Consider the following 19,458-nt stretch of genomic DNA (forward strand, 5'->3'; position numbering starts at 1 on the left):
GGATGCAGGCGGGCGAGGTGACACCTCTGGCGGCGCGCGTGGCGCGGCTGCCGGGCCTGGACGTGAAGCCGGGCGAGCCCCTGGCGCCGCTCATCAGCGTGCGCGTGGGCGGCCCCGCGGAGGCGCTGGTGCGTCCGCGCTCACCGGACGCGCTGGTGGAGCTGCTGCGCCTGGCCCGTGACGAGGGCATCCCCGTGACGGTGCTGGGCGGCGGGGCCAATACGCTGGTGGGCGACGGCGGCGTGCCGGGGCTCACCGTGAAGCTGCCTCCGGATTTGTTCCCGGAGGCGCTGGACGTGGGCCCGGACGACGGCCGGGTGACGCTGGGCACGGGCGCGGCCATTGCCCGGCTGGTCAACGTGATGCGCGCGCAGGGCCTGGTGGGCGCGGAGTTCCTCGCGGGCATCCCCGGCACCCTGGGCGGCGCCGTCACCATGAACGCCGGCACCAAGAACGGCGAGTGCTTCCGCGTGGTGGAGGCCATTGAAGTCGCCACCGCGGACGGGGTGGGGTGGCTGGACAAAGCGCAGGTGCCTCACACCTACCGTCACGCCACACTGCCCGCGGGAGGTATCGTCACCCGCGTGCGCTTCCATCTTCCCAAGGGCGATGTCGTGGCCAGCAAGGCGGCCATGGACGCGGACCTGGGCTACCGCAAGCGCACGCAGCCCTTGAGTCAGCCCAACTTCGGCAGCGTGTTCACCAACCCGCCGGGCGACCACGCCGGGCGGCTCATTGAACTCGTGGCCCTGAAGGGGCACACCCTGGGGCGCGCGCAGGTGTCCACCCTGCACGCGAACTGGATCGTCAACCTGGGCGGCGCGGCCGCTCGGGACGTGCGGGGCCTCATCACCCTGATGCAGGAGCGGGTGAAGGAAGCCACCGGCGTCGTCATGCACCCCGAAGTCAAATTCGTCGGAGTCTTCCTTCCATGAGCATCGGTCCCCGAGGCTTCACCCCCGCTGAGTTGAAGGCGAAGCGCGTCGGCGTGCTGTACGGCGGCCTCTCCAGCGAGCGCGAGGTGTCCCTGCGCACGGGCGCCGCGGTGACGGGCGCCCTCAAGGGGCTGGGCTACGACGTGGTGGAAATCGACGTGGGCAAGGACCTGCCCGCGCGCCTCATCGCGGAGAAGGTGGACGTGGCGTGGCTCGCGCTGCACGGCCGCTTCGGCGAGGACGGCTGCATCCAGGGCCTGCTGGAGGCCATGTTCATCCCCTACACCGGCAGCGGCGTGATGGCCTCCGCCGTGGGCATGGACAAGGTGTACGCGAAGGAGATTTTCGTCGCGCGCGGCATCCCCACGCCCCCCTACCGCGCCTTCGACACGGCGGAGGCCGCGCTCGCGGAAGGTGACCGGCTGCCGTTCCCCTTCCCGGTGGTGGTGAAGCCCAGCCGCGAGGGCAGCAGCGTGGGCGTGCACATCTGCAAGACGCGCGAGGACTACACCGCGGCCGTCCAGGACGCCTCGAAGCACGCGGGCACGCTCCTGGTGGAGCAGTTCATCAAGGGCCGGGAAGTGCAGGGCGGCGTGCTGGACAACGAGGCCCTGGGCGTCATCGAAGTGAAGGCCGCCCGCGAGTTCTACGACTACGAAGCGAAGTACAAGGCCGGCAGCGGTACTCAGTATCTCTTCCCCGCGCCGCTGCCCCCGGACCTGTACGCGCGCGTCAACGAGGTCTCCCTGGGCGCGCACAAGGCGCTGGGGTGTTCCGGCGGCTCGCGCTCGGACGTCATCGTCACGGAAGGTGGCGACGTCTTCCTGCTGGAAATCAACACGCTGCCCGGAATGACGGCCTCCAGCCTCCTGCCCAAAATCGCGGCGGGGCGGGGCATCGACTTCCCGGCGCTCTGTGAGCGGCTGCTTCAGGGCGCTTCGCTCAAGGCTTGAGCCGCTCCGCGTTCTTTCCTGGAGTTCCGGTCTCTTGCAGGCCGGGGTGGTCCCCCCATGCCGCTACAGCGACGTGCCTGTAGCCAAAAACTGGCGTGGTTCGACGTCCGCACGCAGCATGCGCCTCCCTAGTCATGGCCTTCGGAAAATCCAAGAATCGCCGCCGCCTGGACGCCGCACCGCGCAATGACGCGGTGACGGGCGCGGTCCGTTCGCACGGGCCGTCGGTGGCGAAGGCGCTGGGGTTGGCGGTGGCGACGGCGGGGCTCATCTGGGGCAGCATCGAGCTGCGCGCCTGGGCGGTGGTGTCGCCGCGCTTCGCGCTGGAGTCGGTGAACTTCTCCGGCCTGGAGCGCGCGTCGCGCCCGGAGCTCCTGAAGCTGTCCGGGCTCACGGCGGGGCAGAACCTGTGGACGCTGGACCCGGCCGCGCTGGCGCGGTCCATGGGCCAGCACCCCTGGGTGCGCACGGTGGAGGTGACGCGGCGGTTTCCGCGCGGCGTGTCCGTGGAGGTGACGGAGCACGCACCCGCGGCGCTGGCGGTGCTGGGCGACCTGTACGTGCTGGACGAGGAGGGCGAGCCCTTCAAGCGCGTCACCCCGGGGGACGGGCTGGATTTGCCGCTCGTCACGGGCATGGAGCGCGATGCGTACGTGGCGGACCCGGACGCGGTGCGTTCGAAGTTCCGCGACGCGCTGGATGTAACCCGTGCTTATGCGCGGTTGTTGCCCGGGCGATCCGAGCGGCTTTCTGAAGTGCGCCTGGAGAACACCGGGCTTGCGCTGGTGACGGCGACGGGGCAGGAGGTGCGCCTCGGTGCTGGCGATACGGAAGTCAAGCTCCAGCGGCTGGCGCGCGTTCGACGCGAGCTCAGCACAAGGGGGCTTGCGGCCGCGATCATTCGCCTGGATAACCGTGCCCGACCGGGTTGGGTGGCGGTGAGGCTTTCGAGTGGGTCCGACTCCGTGCGGAGCGGGGACTCGACGCAGTGAGGATGCTTCCTTCACGAAAGTGAGGGAGCCTGGGAGGAGTCATGGCGAAGCAGAAGTCGGGGGAGATCATCGTCGGCCTCGACATCGGCACGACGAAGATCTGCGCCATCGTCGGCGAGCTGACCGATAGCGGTATCGACATCATCGGTATCGGCACGCATCCGTCGAAGGGATTGCGCAAGGGCGTCGTGGTCAACATCGAGGCCACGGTGTCGTCCATCCGGCGCGCCGTGGAGGAAGCCGAGCTGATGGCCGGGGCGGAGATCTCCCACGTCTACACGGGGATCGCCGGCGGCCACATCAAGGGCTTCAACTCCCAGGGCATCGTCGCGGTGAAGGACAAGGAGGTCCGCGACGCGGACATCGCGCGCGTCATCGACGCGGCGAAGGCGGTGGCCATCCCGTTGGACCGGGAGGTCATCCACGTCCTGCCTCAGGAGTTCATCATCGACGACCAGGGCGGCATCAAGGAGCCCCTGGGCATGGCCGGCGTGCGCCTGGAGGCCAAGGTGCACATCGTCACGGGCGCCGTCTCCAGCGCGCAGAACATCGTCAAGTGCGCCAACCGCACGGGCCTGAACGTCTCCGACATCGTGCTCCAGCCGCTGGCCTCCGCCGAGGCGGTGCTGAGCGAGGACGAGAAGGAGCTGGGCGTGTGCCTCGTCGACATCGGCGGCGGCACCACGGACATCGCCATCTTCTCCGGCGGCGCCATCGTCCACACGGCCGTCATCGCCCTGGGCGGCAACAACCTGACGAGCGACATCGCCATCGGCCTGCGCACCCCCGCGCACGAGGCCGAGCGCATCAAGCAGAAGTATGGCTGCGCGCTCGCGTCCATGATCAACAAGGACGAGACGATCGAGGTCCCCAGCGTGGGCGGCCGTCAGCCGCGCGTCCTGGGCCGGCAGATCCTCTCGGAGATTCTTGAGCCGCGCGTGGAGGAGATCTTCCAGCTGGTGCACCGGGAGATCCAGAAGTGCGGCTACGAGGACCTGCTCGCGTCCGGCATCGTCATCACGGGCGGCTCCACGCTGCTCGCGGGCATGCCGGAGCTGGCGGAAGAGGTGCTGGGACTGCCGGTGCGCCGGGGCATGCCGCGCGGCATTGGCGGCCTGGTGGACGTGGTGAAGAGCCCCATGTACGCCACGGGCGTGGGCCTGGTCGTCTACGGCGCCAAGCACATGGACCGCCGCATGTTCCGCATCCGCGAGGACGGCAACGTCTACAAGAAGGTGAAGGGCCGGATGCGCGAGTGGCTGGAAGAGATCTTCTAGTCCGGTTTCCGGAGCTGTAACGCGCTGAGCCAAGGGTCCCTTCGGGGGCCCTTTCGCGTTTCTGGGGCTGTGTCCGGGAACTGAATTGACGTGTCAGAGGGGGACGCTGACGCGTCCATCCGGGACGCGGACATTTTCCAGATTCCGGAATCTGGATCCGGCTTCCGGACGGCCGCTCTAAGCACGGGCGGCCAGCCGTGCAAGATCCAGGATTTGGACGGTTCGGGAATTCGACAGAGGATGGCTTCCGGCTTGCTATGGGAGCCCGTGGCTCCCGGAACGGATTTCTCCGTTCCTGGTGAGCCTCTGACCTTATGACTCCACAAAAGACTTCGCGGTTGCTGACGCCCCTCACGGGACTTCGCCGCTCGGCCGCGGGCCTGTTGGCCCTGCTGTGTGCCGTGCTGATGGCGCCACCCGCAAACGCGGATCCAGACAGCTTCGGCAACGGTACGGGGCGCACTGGCGCGGTGACCATCACCACCGCCAACAACACCATCAATACGTACAGGCGGCTGGCGGCGAACGCGAACGCGGGCTCCACCACCATCACGCTGAATTCCATCGCTGGAATCAACGTGAACGACCTGATCATGATCTACCAGTCCTCCGGCTATACGGGGACGGCGAGCTCTGGAGATCAGGCGGCGTTCACCCTCGGGGTGAATCCGGTGGGCAATTGGAACTTCGCGCGAGTCACGGCGCGCGGCGGGACCACCCTGACGTTCGCTCCCGCGCTCACGTCGAACTTCACCGGTGCCCTCGCGGACAATGACATCGACTACCGTAGCTCGGCGCAGGTCATCCGGGTTCCTGAGTACACGGACCTGACCATCAATGCCGGGGCCAGCATCACCGCGAAGGCCTGGTCGAATGATGGCACCTCCCGAGACTCCTTGGGGGGCCTCGTGGTTTTCCTCGCAACGGGGACGGTGACGAACAACGGCACCATTTCTGCGGCTGGCGCTGGTTTCCGAGGTGGCGAGAAGTTCAACGGCTCAGGGGACAGCTGCACCCAGCTCGACCAGGAATGGGAGGGCGGGGCGATGAAGGGGGAGGGGCTGGTTCCCCTCCGGTTCAAGGTTCCCGGTGACTTTCCGGAGGTGGGGCACCTCTTCGCAGGGCGGGGCAACATCCTCAACGCTGGCGGTGGTGGCGTCTGCCACAACTCGGGTGGCGGTGGTGGTGGCAATGGTGGTTCGGGTGGCATTGGCGGCCGGACCTGGACGGGGGATGCCGATCCCGCGCGCGCCGTGGGTGGGTTGGGCGGCGTCAAGATGCTCTTCTCTCCCTCGACCCGGCTTCTCTTCGGCGGTGGCGGTGGCGCGGGTCATGGCAATGACCAGGTGAGCGGCAAGGGCGGTAACGCTGGCGGCATCGTGTTCGTGCGCGGCGCTGCCCTGGCCGGGACTGGCAACATCACGGCGGATGGTGCGGCTGGCACCAACTCCCAGAATGACGCCGCGGGTGGTGGTGGCGCGGGTGGCACGATCACCTTGAAGTTCACGGGGGCGCTGTCCTGTGGTGGCACGGGCACCCTCTCCGCGAGGGGCGGTAACGGCGGGAGCAGCACCTTCACTGCTTCGCCGCATGGGACTGGCGGTGGTGCGGGTGGCGGCAACATCCTTCTTCAGGGCACGACCCTTTCGTGCCTCACGTCCGTCACTGGCGGTGCGGCAGGTGTTCAGCCGAGCGCTGCCGCGATTGATGGTGTGACGTACGGTTCTGCTCCGGGCAACCCGGGCGTCGTCAACCTTCCGCCGACCATCACTTCGCCGGCCAACGGTTCGTCGACGACGAACACCACGCCCACCATCACTGGCACGACGCCGGACGGCGGCAACCAGACCGTCAACGTCTACGTGGACGGCACGTTGATTGGTTCGACGACGTCGAATGCGTCCGGTGTCTTCACCATTGCGTCGCCCGTCCTGGCCCCGGGCTCTCACACCGTCTACGCGGTCACGGTCTCCGGTGGCAGCCCGCTCCTTCATAGCAACACCAACACCTTCACGGTGACGGGCGGCACGCCGACGCCGACGGTGGCCGTCACCGCGCCGGCCAACGGCTCGACGGTGACGAACCCCACCAACGTGGTGGTGTCCGGCACGGCGGCGAACGCGACGTCCGTCACGTTCACGCTGGGCGGGCAGAGCTACGGCCCCGTCACGGTGACGGGCGGTAACTGGACGTACACGGTGCCGGGTCCGCTGGCCAATGGCTCGCAGACGGTGTCGGCGGTGTCCACCAACGGCACCACGAACAGCACGGCCGCGACCAGCACCTTCACGGTGGCCGGGCCGACGGTGGCCATCACCGCGCCGGCCAACGGCTCGACGGTGACGAACCCCACCAACGTGGTGGTGTCTGGCACAGCGGCGAACGCGACGTCCGTCACGTTCACGCTGGGCGGGCAGAGCTACGGCCCCGTCACGGTGACGGGCGGTAACTGGACGTACACGGTGCCGGGTCCGCTGGCCAATGGCTCGCAGACGGTGTCGGCGGTGTCCACCAACGGCACCACGAACAGCACGGCCGCGACCAGCACCTTCACGGTGGCCGGGCCGACGGTGGCCATCACCGCGCCGGCCAACGGCTCGACGGTGACGAACCCCACCAACGTGGTGGTGTCTGGCACAGCGGCGAACGCGACGTCCGTCACGTTCACGCTGGGTGGGCAGAGCTACGGCCCTGTCACGGTGACGGGCGGTAACTGGACGTTCACGGTGCCCGGCCCGCTGGCCAATGGCTCACAGACGGTGAACGCGGTGTCCACCAACGGCACCACGAACAGCACGGCGGCGACCAGCACCTTCACGGTGGCTGGGCCGACGGTGGCCATCACCACGCCGGCCAACGGCTCGACGGTGACGAACCCCACCAACGTGGTGGTGTCCGGCACGGCGGCGAACGCGACGTCCGTCACGTTCACGCTGGGCGGGCAGAGCTACGGCCCCGTCACGGTGACGGGCGGTAACTGGACGTTCACGGTGCCTGGCCCGCTGGCCAACGGCTCGCAGACGGTGTCGGCGGTGTCCACCAACGGCACCACGAACAGCACGGCCGCGACCAGCACCTTCACGGTGAACGTGCCCGCGCCGACGGTGGCCATCAGCACCCCGGCCAACGGCTCGACGGTGACGAACCCGAACGTGACGGTGACCGGTACGGCCGCGAACGCGACTACGGTGACGGTCACCTTCCAGGGCACCAACTACGGTCCCATCACGGTGACCGGCGGTAACTGGAGCCAGGCGCTGCCCGGCCCGCTGGCGGACGGCACGTACACGGTGACGGCCGTGTCCACGAACGCCCAGGGCACGAACAGCACGACCGCGACCACCACCTTCACGGTGGACCAGACGCCTCCGACGGTGGCCATCAGCACTCCGCTCGATGGTGCCATCCTCAACACCCCCAACGTGACCGTGACGGGCACCTCCGTGGGCGCGTCGTTCGTGACGCTCACCTTCGACGGTGCCAGCTACGGCCCCATCAGCGTGGACGCCTCCGGCAACTGGAGCTTCGCGCTGCCCGGCCCTCTGGCCGAGGACACGTACATCGTGACCGCGACGGCCACGGACGCGGCGGGCAACACCAGCACGCCGGACAGCTCCACCTTCACGGTGGACCTGACCGCGCCGACGGTGGCCATCAGCTCGCCGGCCGACGGCGCCATCATCGGCACCAACACGGTGACGGTGACCGGTACGTCCACGGGCGCGACCTCCGTGACGCTGACCTACGGTGGCACCAACTACGGCCCCATCCCCGTGGATGCCTCCGGTAACTGGAGCTACACGCTGCCCGTGACCCTGCCGGAAGGCCCGAACACCGTGACCGCGGTGTCCACGGATGCGGCGGGTAACACCAGCACGACCGCGACCTCCACCTTCACGGTGGACCTGACCGTCCCCACGGTCGCCATCAGCACGCCGGGCAACGGCACCTCGGTGAACACCGCCACGGTGACGGTCACCGGTACGACGACCAACGCGACCTCCGTGACGCTCACCTTCGAAGGCGCCAGCTACGGCCCCGTCACGGTGGACGCTTCCGGCAATTGGTCCTACGCGCTGCCCGGCCCCCTGGCCGAGGGCTCGTACACCGTGACCGCGGTCTCCACGAACGGCGCGGGCACCAACAGCGCGACCGCGACCTCCACCTTCACGGTGGACCTGACCCCGCCGACCGTCGCCATCAGCACCCCGGTGGACGGCTCGACGGTCAACACCCCCAACGTGACGGTGACGGGCACGTCCACGGGCGCGACGTCCGTGACGCTGACCTACAACGGCACGAACTACGGCCCCATCCCCGTGGATGGCTCGGGCAACTGGAGCTACCCGCTGCCGGTGACCCTGCCGGAAGGCCCCATCACCGTGACCGCCACGGCCACGGACGCGGCGGGCAACACCAGCACGCCGGACGACATCACCTTCACGGTGGACCTGACGGATCCGGAAGTCGACATCACCTCGCCGGTGGACGGCGCGACGGTGGCCTCCAGCACGGTGACCGTCACCGGTACCTCCGTGGGCGCCACCTCCGTGACGATCACCTTCGAGGGCAATGACTACGGCCCCATCGCGGTCGACGCTTCCGGTAACTGGAGCTACGCGCTGCCCGGCCCGCTGGCGGACGGCACGTACACCGTGACCGCGGTGGCCACGGACGCGGCCGGCAACGAGAGCACGCCCGACTCCGTCACCTTCACGGTGGATGTGACGGCGCCGACGGTGGCCATCACCACGCCGGCCAACGGCTCCACGGTGGGAGCCAACGTGACGGTCACCGGTACGACCACGGGCGGCGCGACGAGCGTGACCGTGACGTTCCAGGGCACGGACTACGGCCCCATCGCAGTGGATGCTTCCGGCAACTGGAGCCAGGCGCTGCCCGGCCCGCTGGCCAACGGCACCTACACGGTGACGGCGGTGGCGGTGGACGCGGCTGGCAACACCAGCACGACCGCGACCTCCACCTTCACGGTGAACACGGCCGCCCCGACGGTGGCCATCACCTCGCCGGTCAACGGCTCCACCGTCACCAACCCCAACGTGACGGTCACGGGCACGTCCGCGAACGCCACGTCCGTGACGGTGACGTTCAATGGCACCAACTACGGCCCCATCTCCGTGAACGCCTCCGGCAACTGGAGCCAGGCGCTGCCCGGCCCGCTGGCGGACGGCACGTACACCGTCACGGCGGTGTCCACGAACGGCGCGGGCACCAACAGCACCACCGCGACCACCACCTTCACCGTCAACACGGCGGGCACGGTGGACTCGGACAACGATGGCCTGACGGACGAGGAGGAGATCCTCGCGGGCACCGACCCGAACAACCCGGACACCGACGGTGACGGCATCCCCGACGGCATCGAGGTCAAGGTGGGCGGAACGGATCCGCTCGACAGCGACTCGGATGACGACGGCATCCTCGACGGCAACGAGGACAAGGACCACGACGGCATCGTCGACGCCGACGAGACCGACCCGAACAACCCGGACACCGACGGCGACGGCCTGACCGACGGCGTGGAGCTGGGCCTCACCGAGCCCCAGGGCGACGACACCGACCCGTCCAAGTTCGTGGCGGACAAGGACCCGTCGACGAAGACCAACCCCCTGGACGATGACTCGGATGACGACGGTCTCACCGACGGCAACGAGGACTCCAACCACGACGGCAAGGTGGACCCGACCGAGACGGATCCGAACAAGAGCGACACGGATGGCGACGGCCTGACGGACGGCCTGGAGCTGGGCCTCACCCAGCCCCAGGGCGCGGACACCGACCCGACGAAGTTCGTCGCGGATCAGGACCCCGACACCAAGACCAACCCGCTCGACCCCGACACCGACAAGGGTGGCGTGCTCGACGGCGTCGAGGATCGCAACCACAACGGCCGCGTGGACGTGCAGGAGTCCGACCCGCTCAACCCGGCGGACGACCAGGACGCGGACGGCGACGGCGTGGACAACGCCACGGAGCTGGAGCTCGGGATGGATCCGTTCGACGCCGACTCCGACGACGACGGCGTGCCGGACGGCATCGACGGCATTACCGACACGGACGGTGACGGCTTCATCGACGCGCTCGACCCGGACAGCGACAACGACGGCATCAACGACGGCACGGAGATGGGCGTCACGCTGGAGACCGCTCCGCCGGGCACCGACACGTCGTCCCCGAACTTCAAGCCGGACGCGGATCCGACGACGAAGACGGACCCGAAGAACCCGGACACGGACGGCGACGGCCTGAAGGACGGCGAGGAGGACCGCAACCAGGACGGCCGCCGTGACGCCACGGAGACGGATCCGAACATGAAGGACACCGACCAGGGCGGCATCGACGACGGCACGGAAGTGAAGGGCGGCTCTGATCCGCTCGACGCCAACGATGACTACCTGGTGGTGGGCCACGGCTGCAGCACGGGCGGCTCCGGTTCGCTGGCGCCCTTCGCGCTGATGCTGCTGGCGCTGCCCCTGGTGGGCCGCCGCTTCCGCCGCGCCGGGGACTTCCTGGCGCGCGCGGGTGGGGCGCTGGCGGTGTTCGTCATGGCGCTGGTCGTGGGCATGGGCACTTCCGCCCACGCGCAGGCCACCGCGGTGTCGCAGGCCATCGACGTGCAGCAGTACAAGCCGGGCCCGGGCATCGCGGACGTGCTCGCGGTGCACGGCGCGAAGGTGCAGCGGCACCTGGGGTGGAACGTGGGGCTGTCGGTCAATTACGCCGACAAGCCGCTCAACTTCTTCGACCCCCGCTCGGACACGTACGTCACCTCCCTGGTGAAGAGCCAGGTGGGCTTCGACCTGATGGGCGCCATCGGCCTCTTCGACCGGTTCGAAATCGGCGTCGTGCTGCCCATCACCATCCAGGGCTCGGAGAACTCGCCGGCCGTGGATTCCTCCTTCGCCAACGGGGTGGGCGGGGGCGGCATCGGCGACCTGCGCCTCATCCCGAAGGCGCGGCTGCTGGACGGTGACGACTACGGCGTGTCCGTGGTGCTGCCCATCTCGCTGCCCACGGGTGGTGCGTCGGACTTCCTCGGCGGGTCCGGCGTGTCCGTCAACCCGCGCGTGGTGGCGGAGTACGGCAAGCGCTTCCGCATCCTCGCCAACGTGGGTGTGGACATCCGCAAGTCGGAGCAGCTGCGCAACCTGAACGTCGGCAGCGCGCTGGCGTACGGGGTGGGCGCGGAGGTTCCGCTGGGTGACCTGCCGCTGGCCGCCCAGGCGTCGCTGGTGGGCGCGATGGGCTTCAAGCAGCAGAACGAGGAGGAGCGTCCCCTGGAACTGCTCGCGGCCCTGAAGTACCGCGCGCCTACCGGCCTGTCCGCGCAGGTGGGCGCGGGCCCGGGCCTCACGCACGGCTACGGCACGCCGACCTTCCGCGTGCTCGCGTCCGTGGCCTACACCGCCCCGGAGCGCTCCGCGGAGCCCCGGCCGGTGTGCCCGGAAGGCCCCGAGGACTTCGACGGCTTCCAGGATCAGGACGGCTGCGCGGACCCGGACAACGACGGCGACGGCATCCTGGACACGGCCGACCAGTGCCCCAACGAGCCGGAGACGGTGAACGGCTTCGAGGACGAGGACGGCTGCCCGGACACGAAGCCCGTGCCGCCTCCGCCCGCGCCGGTGGACTCCGACGGCGACGGCATCATGGACCCGGACGACAAGTGCCCCAACGCGCCCGAGGACAAGGACGGCTTCCAGGACGAGGACGGCTGCCCGGATCCGGACAACGACAAGGACGGCATCCCCGACACGGCGGACAAGTGCCCCAACGAGCCGGAGACCATCAACGGCGTGGATGACGAGGACGGCTGCCCGGACAAGGGCAAGGTCAAGGTGCTCGTCGAGGGCGAGCGCATCCTCATCCTGGAGAAGGTCTACTTCGCCACGAACAAGGACGTCATCCTGCCGCGCTCGTTCCCCATCCTGAAGCAGGTGGCCGCCGTGCTGCGCGCCAACCCGCAGGTGGAGCTGCTGCGCGTCGAGGGCCACACCGACAGCCAGGGCAACGACGCCGCCAACCTGGACCTGTCCAAGCGCCGCGCCGCCAGCGTGAAGACGTTCCTCATGAACGAGGGCATCGCGGGCGAGCGCCTGGAGTCCGAGGGCTTCGGCGAAACGAAGCCCGTGGACACCAACAAGACGGCCGCGGGCCGTGAGAACAACCGCCGCGTGGAGTTCAACATCACGCGGATGGGCAAGGTGGAAGTGGAGAAGCCCGCCCCGTAACACCCGCGACATGCAATGAAACACGGAAGGCCCGGTTCCCCCGAAGGGAGCCGGGCCTTTTCGTCATCCGTGCCCCGTCCTGTCACGTCACGCGCGCGCGGAAGACGCGCACAACTGGTCACGGCGAGTCAGCGGACGCGAGTCAAGAGGGTGTTTACATCCGCGCGATGTCCGCATGGCCGCTGATGCCATTCGCGTAAGTGGGCGTCAGGACTCAGTCGCGCAGCAGGGCGCTACAGGCTGGTAGCGGAATACTTGCCAAAGCGCCCGACTTCCTGATGATTGTCGAGGGTGGGTGTTTCCGCGGACGGCGCCGCGGTGCTTCCGCCACGAGGACGACATGGACCAGTTCGAGCAGAACAAGCAGGCCGCGAAGATTCGTGTCGTGGGCGCGGGCGGGGCGGGCTGCAACGCGGTCAACACGATGATTCTGTCGAAGTTGGACCGCGTGGACTTCATCGCCGCCAACACCGATGTCCAGGCGCTCGCCGCGAGCAAGGCGCCCACCCGGCTGCAGCTGGGCCAGGCGCTCACCAAGGGCCTGGGCGCCGGCGCCAACCCGGAGATGGGCCGCGAGGCCGCCCTGGAGTCGCGCGATCAGATCGCCGCGGTGCTGGAAGGCGCCGACATGGTCTTCGTCACCGCGGGCATGGGCGGTGGCACCGGCACGGGCGCCGCGCCCATCATCGCGGACATCGCCAAGAGCCTGGGCTGCCTCACGGTGGGCGTCGTCACCAAGCCCTTCCTCTTCGAAGGCAACAAGCGCCGCAAGCAGGCCGAGCAGGGCATCGTGGAGCTCAAGGCCGCGGTGGACACGCTCATCACCATCCCCAACCAGCGCCTGCTGTCGCTCTCCAACGAGCCCATGCCGCTGCTGGAGACCTTCAAGCGCGCCGACGAGGTCCTGCTCAACGCCGTGCAGGGCATCAGCGACCTCATCCAGTACCACGGCTACATCAACGTGGACTTCGCGGACGTGAAGACCATCATGAGCGACAAGGGCCTGGCGCTCATGGGCACGGGCAACGCCTGTGGCGACCGCCGCGCCGTCACCGCCATGCAGCAGGCCATCTCCAGCCCGCTGCTGGAGGACGTCTCCATCGACGGCGCCACGGGCCTGCTCATCAACATCACCGGCGGCCGCGACATGACCCTGCAGGAGGTCAACGAGGCGCTGACGCTGGTGCACGACGCGGCGGACGGCGAGGCGGAGATCATCTTCGGGTCGCTCATCGACGAGCAGATCCAGGACGAGGTGAAGATCACCATCATCGCCACGGGCTTCGTGCACCGGGACGCGAAGGCGCGCCCCATGGCTCAGGTGGTGCAGGTGCCGCTGGTGGGCCGTCCCTCCACGCAGCCGTCCGTGCTGTCCTCGTCGCGTGAGGAGGTGGCCAGCCTGGTGCCCGCGAAGGGCACTCCGCGTCCGACCATGTCCACCGTGGAGACGCCCAAGTCGTCCATGCAGAGCGCGCGCACGGCCGTGGTGAAGGACGCGGCGCTGCCCCTGGACGAGGATCAGTTCGACATCCCCACGTTCCTGCGCCGCCAGGGCCAGACGGAGCTGCCGTAGTCAGGCAGCGGGGACGCTAACCGCGGGGGAGGCGGGCGACGCTCGCCGTGCCCCTGCCGGTGAGGCGGTCGCATTTGGTGAACAGTCCGTCCACCTCGTCGTAGAGCGCGTCGATGCGCTCCGACGCGCTGGGGGCGGGCAGCAGGCCGTCACCGGAGAGCTCCTCCAGGCGGGTGCCGGCGCGCTGCAGCAGCTGCAGGGCCTTGAGCAGGGAGCGGCCCTGCTGCGTGCCGTCGGGCGTGAAGAGGGTGCCGCCCTCGTAGAGCGTCACCAGATTGGAGCGGGTGTCCTGCTGCCGCTGGTTGAGCCGGTTCCGGTACAAGTCCAGACGGCGAGCGCGGCGGGCACCATGCAGGTCCACGACGCTGTGCGTTCCTGTCGAAGGAGGATTCACGTCGGGCAAGGTACGCCAGGGGCTCGCAACCCCGCAAATTTACGGGACTGTACGGACATGTTGCGCGACTGCCCGGACGCTTGTCAGTCAAGGGGGTGGGGGTTAGTTTGGCCGCCCTTCGCAACGCCAGGGTGCCTGCCATGTTCCAGAAGCTGCTCATCGCCAACCGGGGTGAAATCGCGCGTCGCATCGGGGCGGTGGCCCGGGGCATGGGCGTGAAGACGGTGGCGGTGCACTCGGACGCGGACGTGAGCCTGCCCTTCGTGAAGGAGGCGGACGAGGCCGTGCGCATCGGCCCCGCGCCCGCGAAGGACAGCTACCTGAGCATCCCCGCCATCCTGGAGGCCGCGAAGAAGACGGGCGCCCAGGCGGTGCACCCGGGCTACGGCTTCCTGTCGGAGAACGGCGACTTCGCCCAGGCGTGCGCGGACGCGGGGCTGACCTTCGTGGGCCCCCCGCCGGAGGCCATGGCGCGGATGAAGGACAAGAGCCAGGCGCGCAAGCTGGTGTCCGCCGCGGGCGTGCCGGTGGTGCCGGGCAGCGACGGTGTGCTGCCGGACGTGCAGAGCGCCCTGGAGGCCGCGGAGCGCATTGGCTACCCGGTGCTGTGCAAGGCCGCGAGCGGCGGTGGCGGCATCGGCATGGCGGCGGCGAACAACCCCGCGGAGCTGGAGAAGGTCTACCGCCAGTGCACGGACCGCGCGAAGGCCGCCTTCGGCCGCGAGGGCGTGTACCTGGAGCGCTACTTCCCGGCGCCCCGCCACATCGAGGTCCAGATTCTGGGCGACACCCACGGCCACCTCATCCACGGCCTGGAGCGCGAGTGCTCCATCCAGCGCCGGCACCAGAAGGTGGTGGAGGAGGCCCCGTCGGTGCTGTTCGCCAATGGACGGAACGCGGCGCTGACGGACACGCTCTTCACGGCGGCCGTGAAGGCGGCGAAGGCGTTCGGCTACGCCAACGCGGGCACGGTGGAGTTCCTGTACTCCGACGGGCAGGTGTACTTCATCGAGATGAACGCCCGGCTCCAGGTGGAGCACCCGGTGACGGAGCTGACCACCGGCCTGGACCTCATCGGCTGGCAGCTGCGCATCGCCGCGGGCGAGAAGCTCACCGTGAAGCAGGAGGACGTGAAGCGGAAGGGCGCTGCGCTGGAGTTCCGCATCTACGCGGAGGACCCGGTGAAGTACTTCCCGTCCCCTGGCCCGCTGAAGGTGTTCCAGCCGCCCACGGGCGAGGGCGTGCGCCTGGACGCCGGCTACGCGGAAGGGGACGTGGTGACGCCGAACTACGACCCGATGATCGCCAAGCTCATCATCACCGGTGCCACGCGCGACGAGGCCATTGCCCGCGCGGTGAAGGCCCTGGAGTCCTTCCGCATCGAAGGCATCAAGACGAACATCCCGCTCCACCTTCGCATCCTGAAGGACCCGGCCTTCAGCGCCGGCGAGCTGGACACGCACTTCCTGGATCATCACGCGAAGCCTTAAGTATTCCCACCCGAGGAGGGACGGTTCATGGCGGACGTTGCGGCGCACATCACGGGCACGGTGTGGAAGATCGAAGTGAAGGTGGGCGACAAGGTGGATGCCGGCACCACGCTCGTCATCCTCGAGTCCATGAAGATGGAGATGCCCGTGGAGGCCGAAGAGGGCGGCACGGTGAAGGAGATCCGCTGCAAGGAAGCGCAGGCGGTCAACGAGGGTGACGTCCTCGTGGTGCTCGAGTAGCCACGGGCTTCGATGGAGCCCACGCTGGAGGTGGAGGATCGCGAGGGCGGTGTCCGGGTGCTCACCGTCTCCAACCCGTCGCGGCGCAACGCGCTGAATGACGCGTTGCTGGCCCGGCTGGACGCGGCGCTGGAGCCGGCCGCCCACGTGCGAGCGCTGCTGGTGCGCGGCCAGGGCGGGCACTTCTGCGCGGGCTATGACTTGACGCACCTGGGGCCGCCGGGCGCGGACGGGCGGCTGCCGGATGACCCGCTGGTGGCGTGCCTGCTGAAGCTGGAGCGGCACCCGGCGCCGTCGGTGGCGCTGGTGCAGGGCGGCGCGGTGGGCGCGGGCTTCGACCTGGCGGCCTCCTGCGACTTCCGCGTGGGCGCTTCCGACGCGTTCTTCCTCATGCCTCCGGCCCGGCTGGGCATCGTGTACTCGCCGGAGGGGCTGGCGCGGGCGGTGCGGCTGGTGGGGCTTTCACGCGCCAAGCAGCTGTTCCTCACCGCGCGCCGGCTGCCGGCGGCGGAGGCGCTCGCGTGGGGCCTGTTGGATGAGTGCCCCGAGGACGCGGAAGCGCGCGCGCTGGCGCTGTGCGCGACGCTGGCCGCGGGGGCGCCGAAGGCGGTGTCGGGGATGAAGGAGGCGTTCGGGCTGCTGGCGCGCTCCGGGCTGTCCCCGGAGAACGTCGCGCACCTGCGTCAGGTGCGCGGCGAGGCGTTTGGCAGCGAGGACGCGAAGGAGGGGCGCGCGGCCTTCTTGGAGAAGCGCGCGCCCCGTTTCACCGGTCGCTAGGTATCGCCGAACAGCTCGCCCATGCGCAGCTGCAGCGCGGAGGCGATCTTGTAGAGCGACGAGATGGACGCGGAGGACTCCGCGCGCTCAATCTGGGACAGCAGGGACACGGACAGGCCGGTGCGGCGGGCCAGCTGCTTGAGCGTGAGCTCTTGCGTCTTGCGCGCGTCGCGGATGGTGCGGCCGATGGCGCGGTGCAGGTCTGCTTCCGGGTCCTGGGACAGGCCCTTCTTCTGCAACGCGTTGCGCACGGCGGCCGTGAACTGCTCCGGCTCCATGGGCTTCTTCACGTAGTCGGACGCCTGCGCCTTGAGCGACGCGACGGCCGTGTCCACGGTGGGGTACGCCGTGGCGACGATGACCGCGATGTCCGTGTCGTACTTGCGGATCAGCTCCAGCACCTCGGTGCCGGACATCTGCGGCATCATCATGTCGAGGATGACGAGGTGGAAGTCCGAGCCACGGAGGATGTCCACCGTCTGCGTGGGGTCCGTGGTGGTGACGACCTCGTAGCCTTCACGGGTCAGCACGAGCTTGAGGTAGTCGCAGTTGTCCTGCTCGTCATCAACTACCAGGATGCGAATCTGCACAGCGTCTCCTCGCTGCAGGGTTGAGGGAATTGCTGCGGGGGGATTACTCGCCAGGCTACGGGCCGGGGGACTTTTGCGCCTGGGTCGGTGGCGCTCCGGTCATCTTGGTCAACGCCTGGATCACCAGGTCGCGCTTTGGATAGCCCTCTGGCGTGAGCGTCAGGAACGTCTCGTAGTGCTGCTCGGCCATCTTGAACTTCTTGAGCTGGGCATACGTCATGCCAAGCATGAGGTGGCACTCGGGAACCTTGGGCGCGAGCAACGCGCAGTCCTTGGCGATTTCCTGGGCGCCGTTCGGATCCTGGGCCTTCATGGTGAGGATCTGCTTCTGGATATCGCCGATCCGCTTGGCCACGTCCGCAGACTTCATGTCCTTCATGTAATCGGACGTGGGCTTCTCATTGGACTTATTGGGCGCGGTGGCGGTCGCGTCCGGTTCGTCCTGCGGAGGTGTCTCGGGCAGCTGGGTGTTCTGCGCGGCCTGGGTCTGCGCGGCTTCCAACTTGTCGCTCAGCTCCTCGCGCTCTTTGGCGAAGACCGTGTCCGTGGGGATGGCGCCGAAGATCTTGGTCGCCTCATCGACACCGGCCCCATTGGGCTTGAGGAGGGCCTTGCGGGTCGCACCGAGGTCCTTCTCCGACTTCTTCTCCCTGTCCAGCCGCGCCTGGAGCTCTTCCAGCTTCGGTGCCGGGAGCGCCTTGTTCTTGCGGAGCGTGTCGAGCGCGGTGGCGGCGGAGTTCAACTTGCCCCCCTGGAGCGCATCCAGGAAGGCCTGATCCGCCGGGGGTTCCGGGGGCTTCTCAGGCGTCGCGGGCGGGTTCGCGGCCACGGTCTCCGGAGGCTTCGTCTCCGGGGGCTTCGTCTGCGGCGGCGGCTCCGGGATGGGCTGCGGATCCGCGACGACCACGGGAGGCGTGTCGTCCGGCGGCTTGGGCAGCAGGTCCTGGCCCTTCACCACGAAGATCGCCGCGCCCGCGCCAATGGACAGGAACGCGATGACCGCGGCCACCCACATCTTCTTGGAGCCACCGCGGCCCTGCGCCGCGATGTCCTCTTCCAGCGAGCCGGGCCCTACGAAGCGCAGCTTCACGTGGCCCATCTCGATGATGTCACCGTGGGAGAGCGTCGCCTGCGCGTAGCTCTCGCCGTTGACCGTCATCCCGTTGGCGGACTGCATGTCGATGACGCGCCACTCGCCGGTCTCCTCGCGCACGACCTTCGCGTGCGTGCGGGACAGCGAGCGGTGGTCCATGGCCACGTCGTTCTCCGACGTGCGGCCGATCCGCAGCTCCGTGCGGTTGCAGTCGTACTCCTGGCCCTTGAACTCAGCGGGGGCGAGCACCACCAGCCGGGGCTGCTCGTCCTCGGGCACGCGTTCCACGCGCCGGGGCCGGTCCGCCTCCATCTGGTCCATGCGGATGATGGACGTGGCGTTGCGGCGCGCCTCCGCGGACACGGGCGTGTGCTCGTGTTCGTCCTCGGAGTCCTCCTCCGCCTCGTCCTCACCATCCACCATGGTGTCGCGGGGACGGGGTCCTCCGGCGACCTCGTCGTCGTCCTCCTCCTCGGGCTCCGGCTCTGGCCGGCGGGAGGCGGGCACCTTGGCGGTGATGGCGCCAGTGGGGGCGGCAGCGTTGGCCGCGCCCTCGACCTGCAACGCCAGATCGTAGTCGCCAATCTGGATGAGGTCGCCCTCCTTGAGAGGGAGCTGTCCTGCGACGCGTTCGCCGTTGATCCGGGTGCCGTTGTAGCTCCCCAGGTCTTCGAGCACGACGTGGCCATTGAGGCGCACGAGCCGGGCGTGTCGACGTGACACGTTTCGCTCGGTCAGGCGGATGGTGTTCCCCTCCTGACGTCCAATGGTGATTTCGTCGCGCACGAAGGGAACAACGGTCTTGCGCCCCTCGTCGTCTTCGATGATGAGCTTCAGCACGGGTCCGGTCCGAGTACAGCTATAGCAGAATGCCCTTTGCCGAGACAAGCCA

General features: G+C 68.8%; 12 protein-coding genes. 9 read left to right on the plus strand and 3 right to left on the minus strand.

What is annotated here, in order from left to right:
* The first annotated feature begins 2 nt into the window (after positions 1-2).
* The 6 genes from murB (at position 3) to ftsZ (ending at position 13,982) form a co-directional block, all read left to right on the plus strand.
* Positions 3-935, plus strand: coding sequence for a UDP-N-acetylmuramate dehydrogenase (murB, locus tag D7Y04_RS23490; RefSeq protein WP_120594383.1), 933 nt, complete (start codon positions 3-5; stop codon positions 933-935).
* Positions 932-1,888: a D-alanine--D-alanine ligase gene (locus tag D7Y04_RS23495; RefSeq protein WP_120594382.1), complete on the plus strand. Its 957-nt coding sequence runs from the start codon at positions 932-934 to the stop codon at positions 1,886-1,888. The genes murB and D7Y04_RS23495 overlap by 4 nt, the downstream gene beginning before the upstream one ends.
* A gap of 134 nt (positions 1,889-2,022) precedes the next feature.
* On the plus strand, positions 2,023-2,880 hold the full coding sequence (locus tag D7Y04_RS23500) for a cell division protein FtsQ/DivIB (RefSeq protein WP_120594381.1): 858 nt from the start codon (positions 2,023-2,025) through the stop codon (positions 2,878-2,880).
* A gap of 41 nt (positions 2,881-2,921) precedes the next feature.
* Positions 2,922-4,157, plus strand: a complete 1,236-nt coding sequence (gene ftsA / locus D7Y04_RS23505; protein WP_120566811.1) for a cell division protein FtsA — start codon at positions 2,922-2,924, stop codon at positions 4,155-4,157.
* Positions 4,158-4,564: 407 nt separating this feature from the next.
* Positions 4,565-12,409, plus strand: a complete 7,845-nt coding sequence (locus D7Y04_RS23510) for an Ig-like domain-containing protein (RefSeq protein WP_121760790.1) — start codon at positions 4,565-4,567, stop codon at positions 12,407-12,409.
* 340 nt (positions 12,410-12,749) lie between these two features.
* Positions 12,750-13,982, plus strand: coding sequence for a cell division protein FtsZ (gene ftsZ, locus D7Y04_RS23515; protein WP_120594409.1), 1,233 nt, complete (start codon positions 12,750-12,752; stop codon positions 13,980-13,982).
* 16 nt (positions 13,983-13,998) lie between these two features.
* Here ftsZ and D7Y04_RS23520 read toward each other — a convergent pair whose 3' ends face one another.
* The gene (locus tag D7Y04_RS23520; RefSeq protein ID WP_233601545.1) at positions 13,999-14,343 is read right to left on the minus strand and encodes a hypothetical protein; all 345 of its coding nucleotides are present in this window, start codon (positions 14,341-14,343) and stop codon (positions 13,999-14,001) included.
* A 173-nt stretch (positions 14,344-14,516) separates the two neighbouring features.
* Here D7Y04_RS23520 and D7Y04_RS23525 point away from each other — a divergent pair, with 173 nt between their 5' ends.
* The 3 genes from D7Y04_RS23525 to D7Y04_RS23535 are packed head-to-tail and all read left to right on the plus strand — an operon-like array spanning position 14,517 to position 16,883.
* On the plus strand, positions 14,517-15,866 hold the full coding sequence (locus tag D7Y04_RS23525) for an acetyl/propionyl/methylcrotonyl-CoA carboxylase subunit alpha (protein WP_120594378.1): 1,350 nt from the start codon (positions 14,517-14,519) through the stop codon (positions 15,864-15,866).
* Positions 15,867-15,893: 27 nt separating this feature from the next.
* The gene (locus D7Y04_RS23530) at positions 15,894-16,106 is read left to right on the plus strand and encodes a biotin/lipoyl-binding carrier protein (RefSeq protein WP_014398873.1); all 213 of its coding nucleotides are present in this window, start codon (positions 15,894-15,896) and stop codon (positions 16,104-16,106) included.
* A gap of 12 nt (positions 16,107-16,118) precedes the next feature.
* On the plus strand, positions 16,119-16,883 hold the full coding sequence (locus D7Y04_RS23535; protein WP_121760754.1) for an enoyl-CoA hydratase/isomerase family protein: 765 nt from the start codon (positions 16,119-16,121) through the stop codon (positions 16,881-16,883).
* Here D7Y04_RS23535 and D7Y04_RS23540 read toward each other — a convergent pair.
* Together D7Y04_RS23540 and D7Y04_RS23545 are read right to left on the minus strand one after the other, a co-directional pair.
* Complete coding sequence (locus D7Y04_RS23540; RefSeq protein ID WP_014398871.1) at positions 16,880-17,473, minus strand: response regulator; 594 nt, start codon at positions 17,471-17,473, stop codon at positions 16,880-16,882. The genes D7Y04_RS23535 and D7Y04_RS23540 overlap by 4 nt on opposite strands.
* A 55-nt stretch (positions 17,474-17,528) precedes the next feature.
* Positions 17,529-19,406 carry an FHA domain-containing protein gene (locus tag D7Y04_RS23545; protein WP_121760755.1) on the minus strand — a complete coding sequence of 626 codons (1,878 nt, stop codon included), beginning with the start codon at positions 19,404-19,406 and terminating at the stop codon, positions 17,529-17,531.
* Positions 19,407-19,458 lie beyond the last annotated feature (52 nt).

The sequence above is a fragment of the Corallococcus sp. AB038B genome (assembly GCF_003668955.1).
Lineage (GTDB): Bacteria > Myxococcota > Myxococcia > Myxococcales > Myxococcaceae > Corallococcus > Corallococcus exiguus.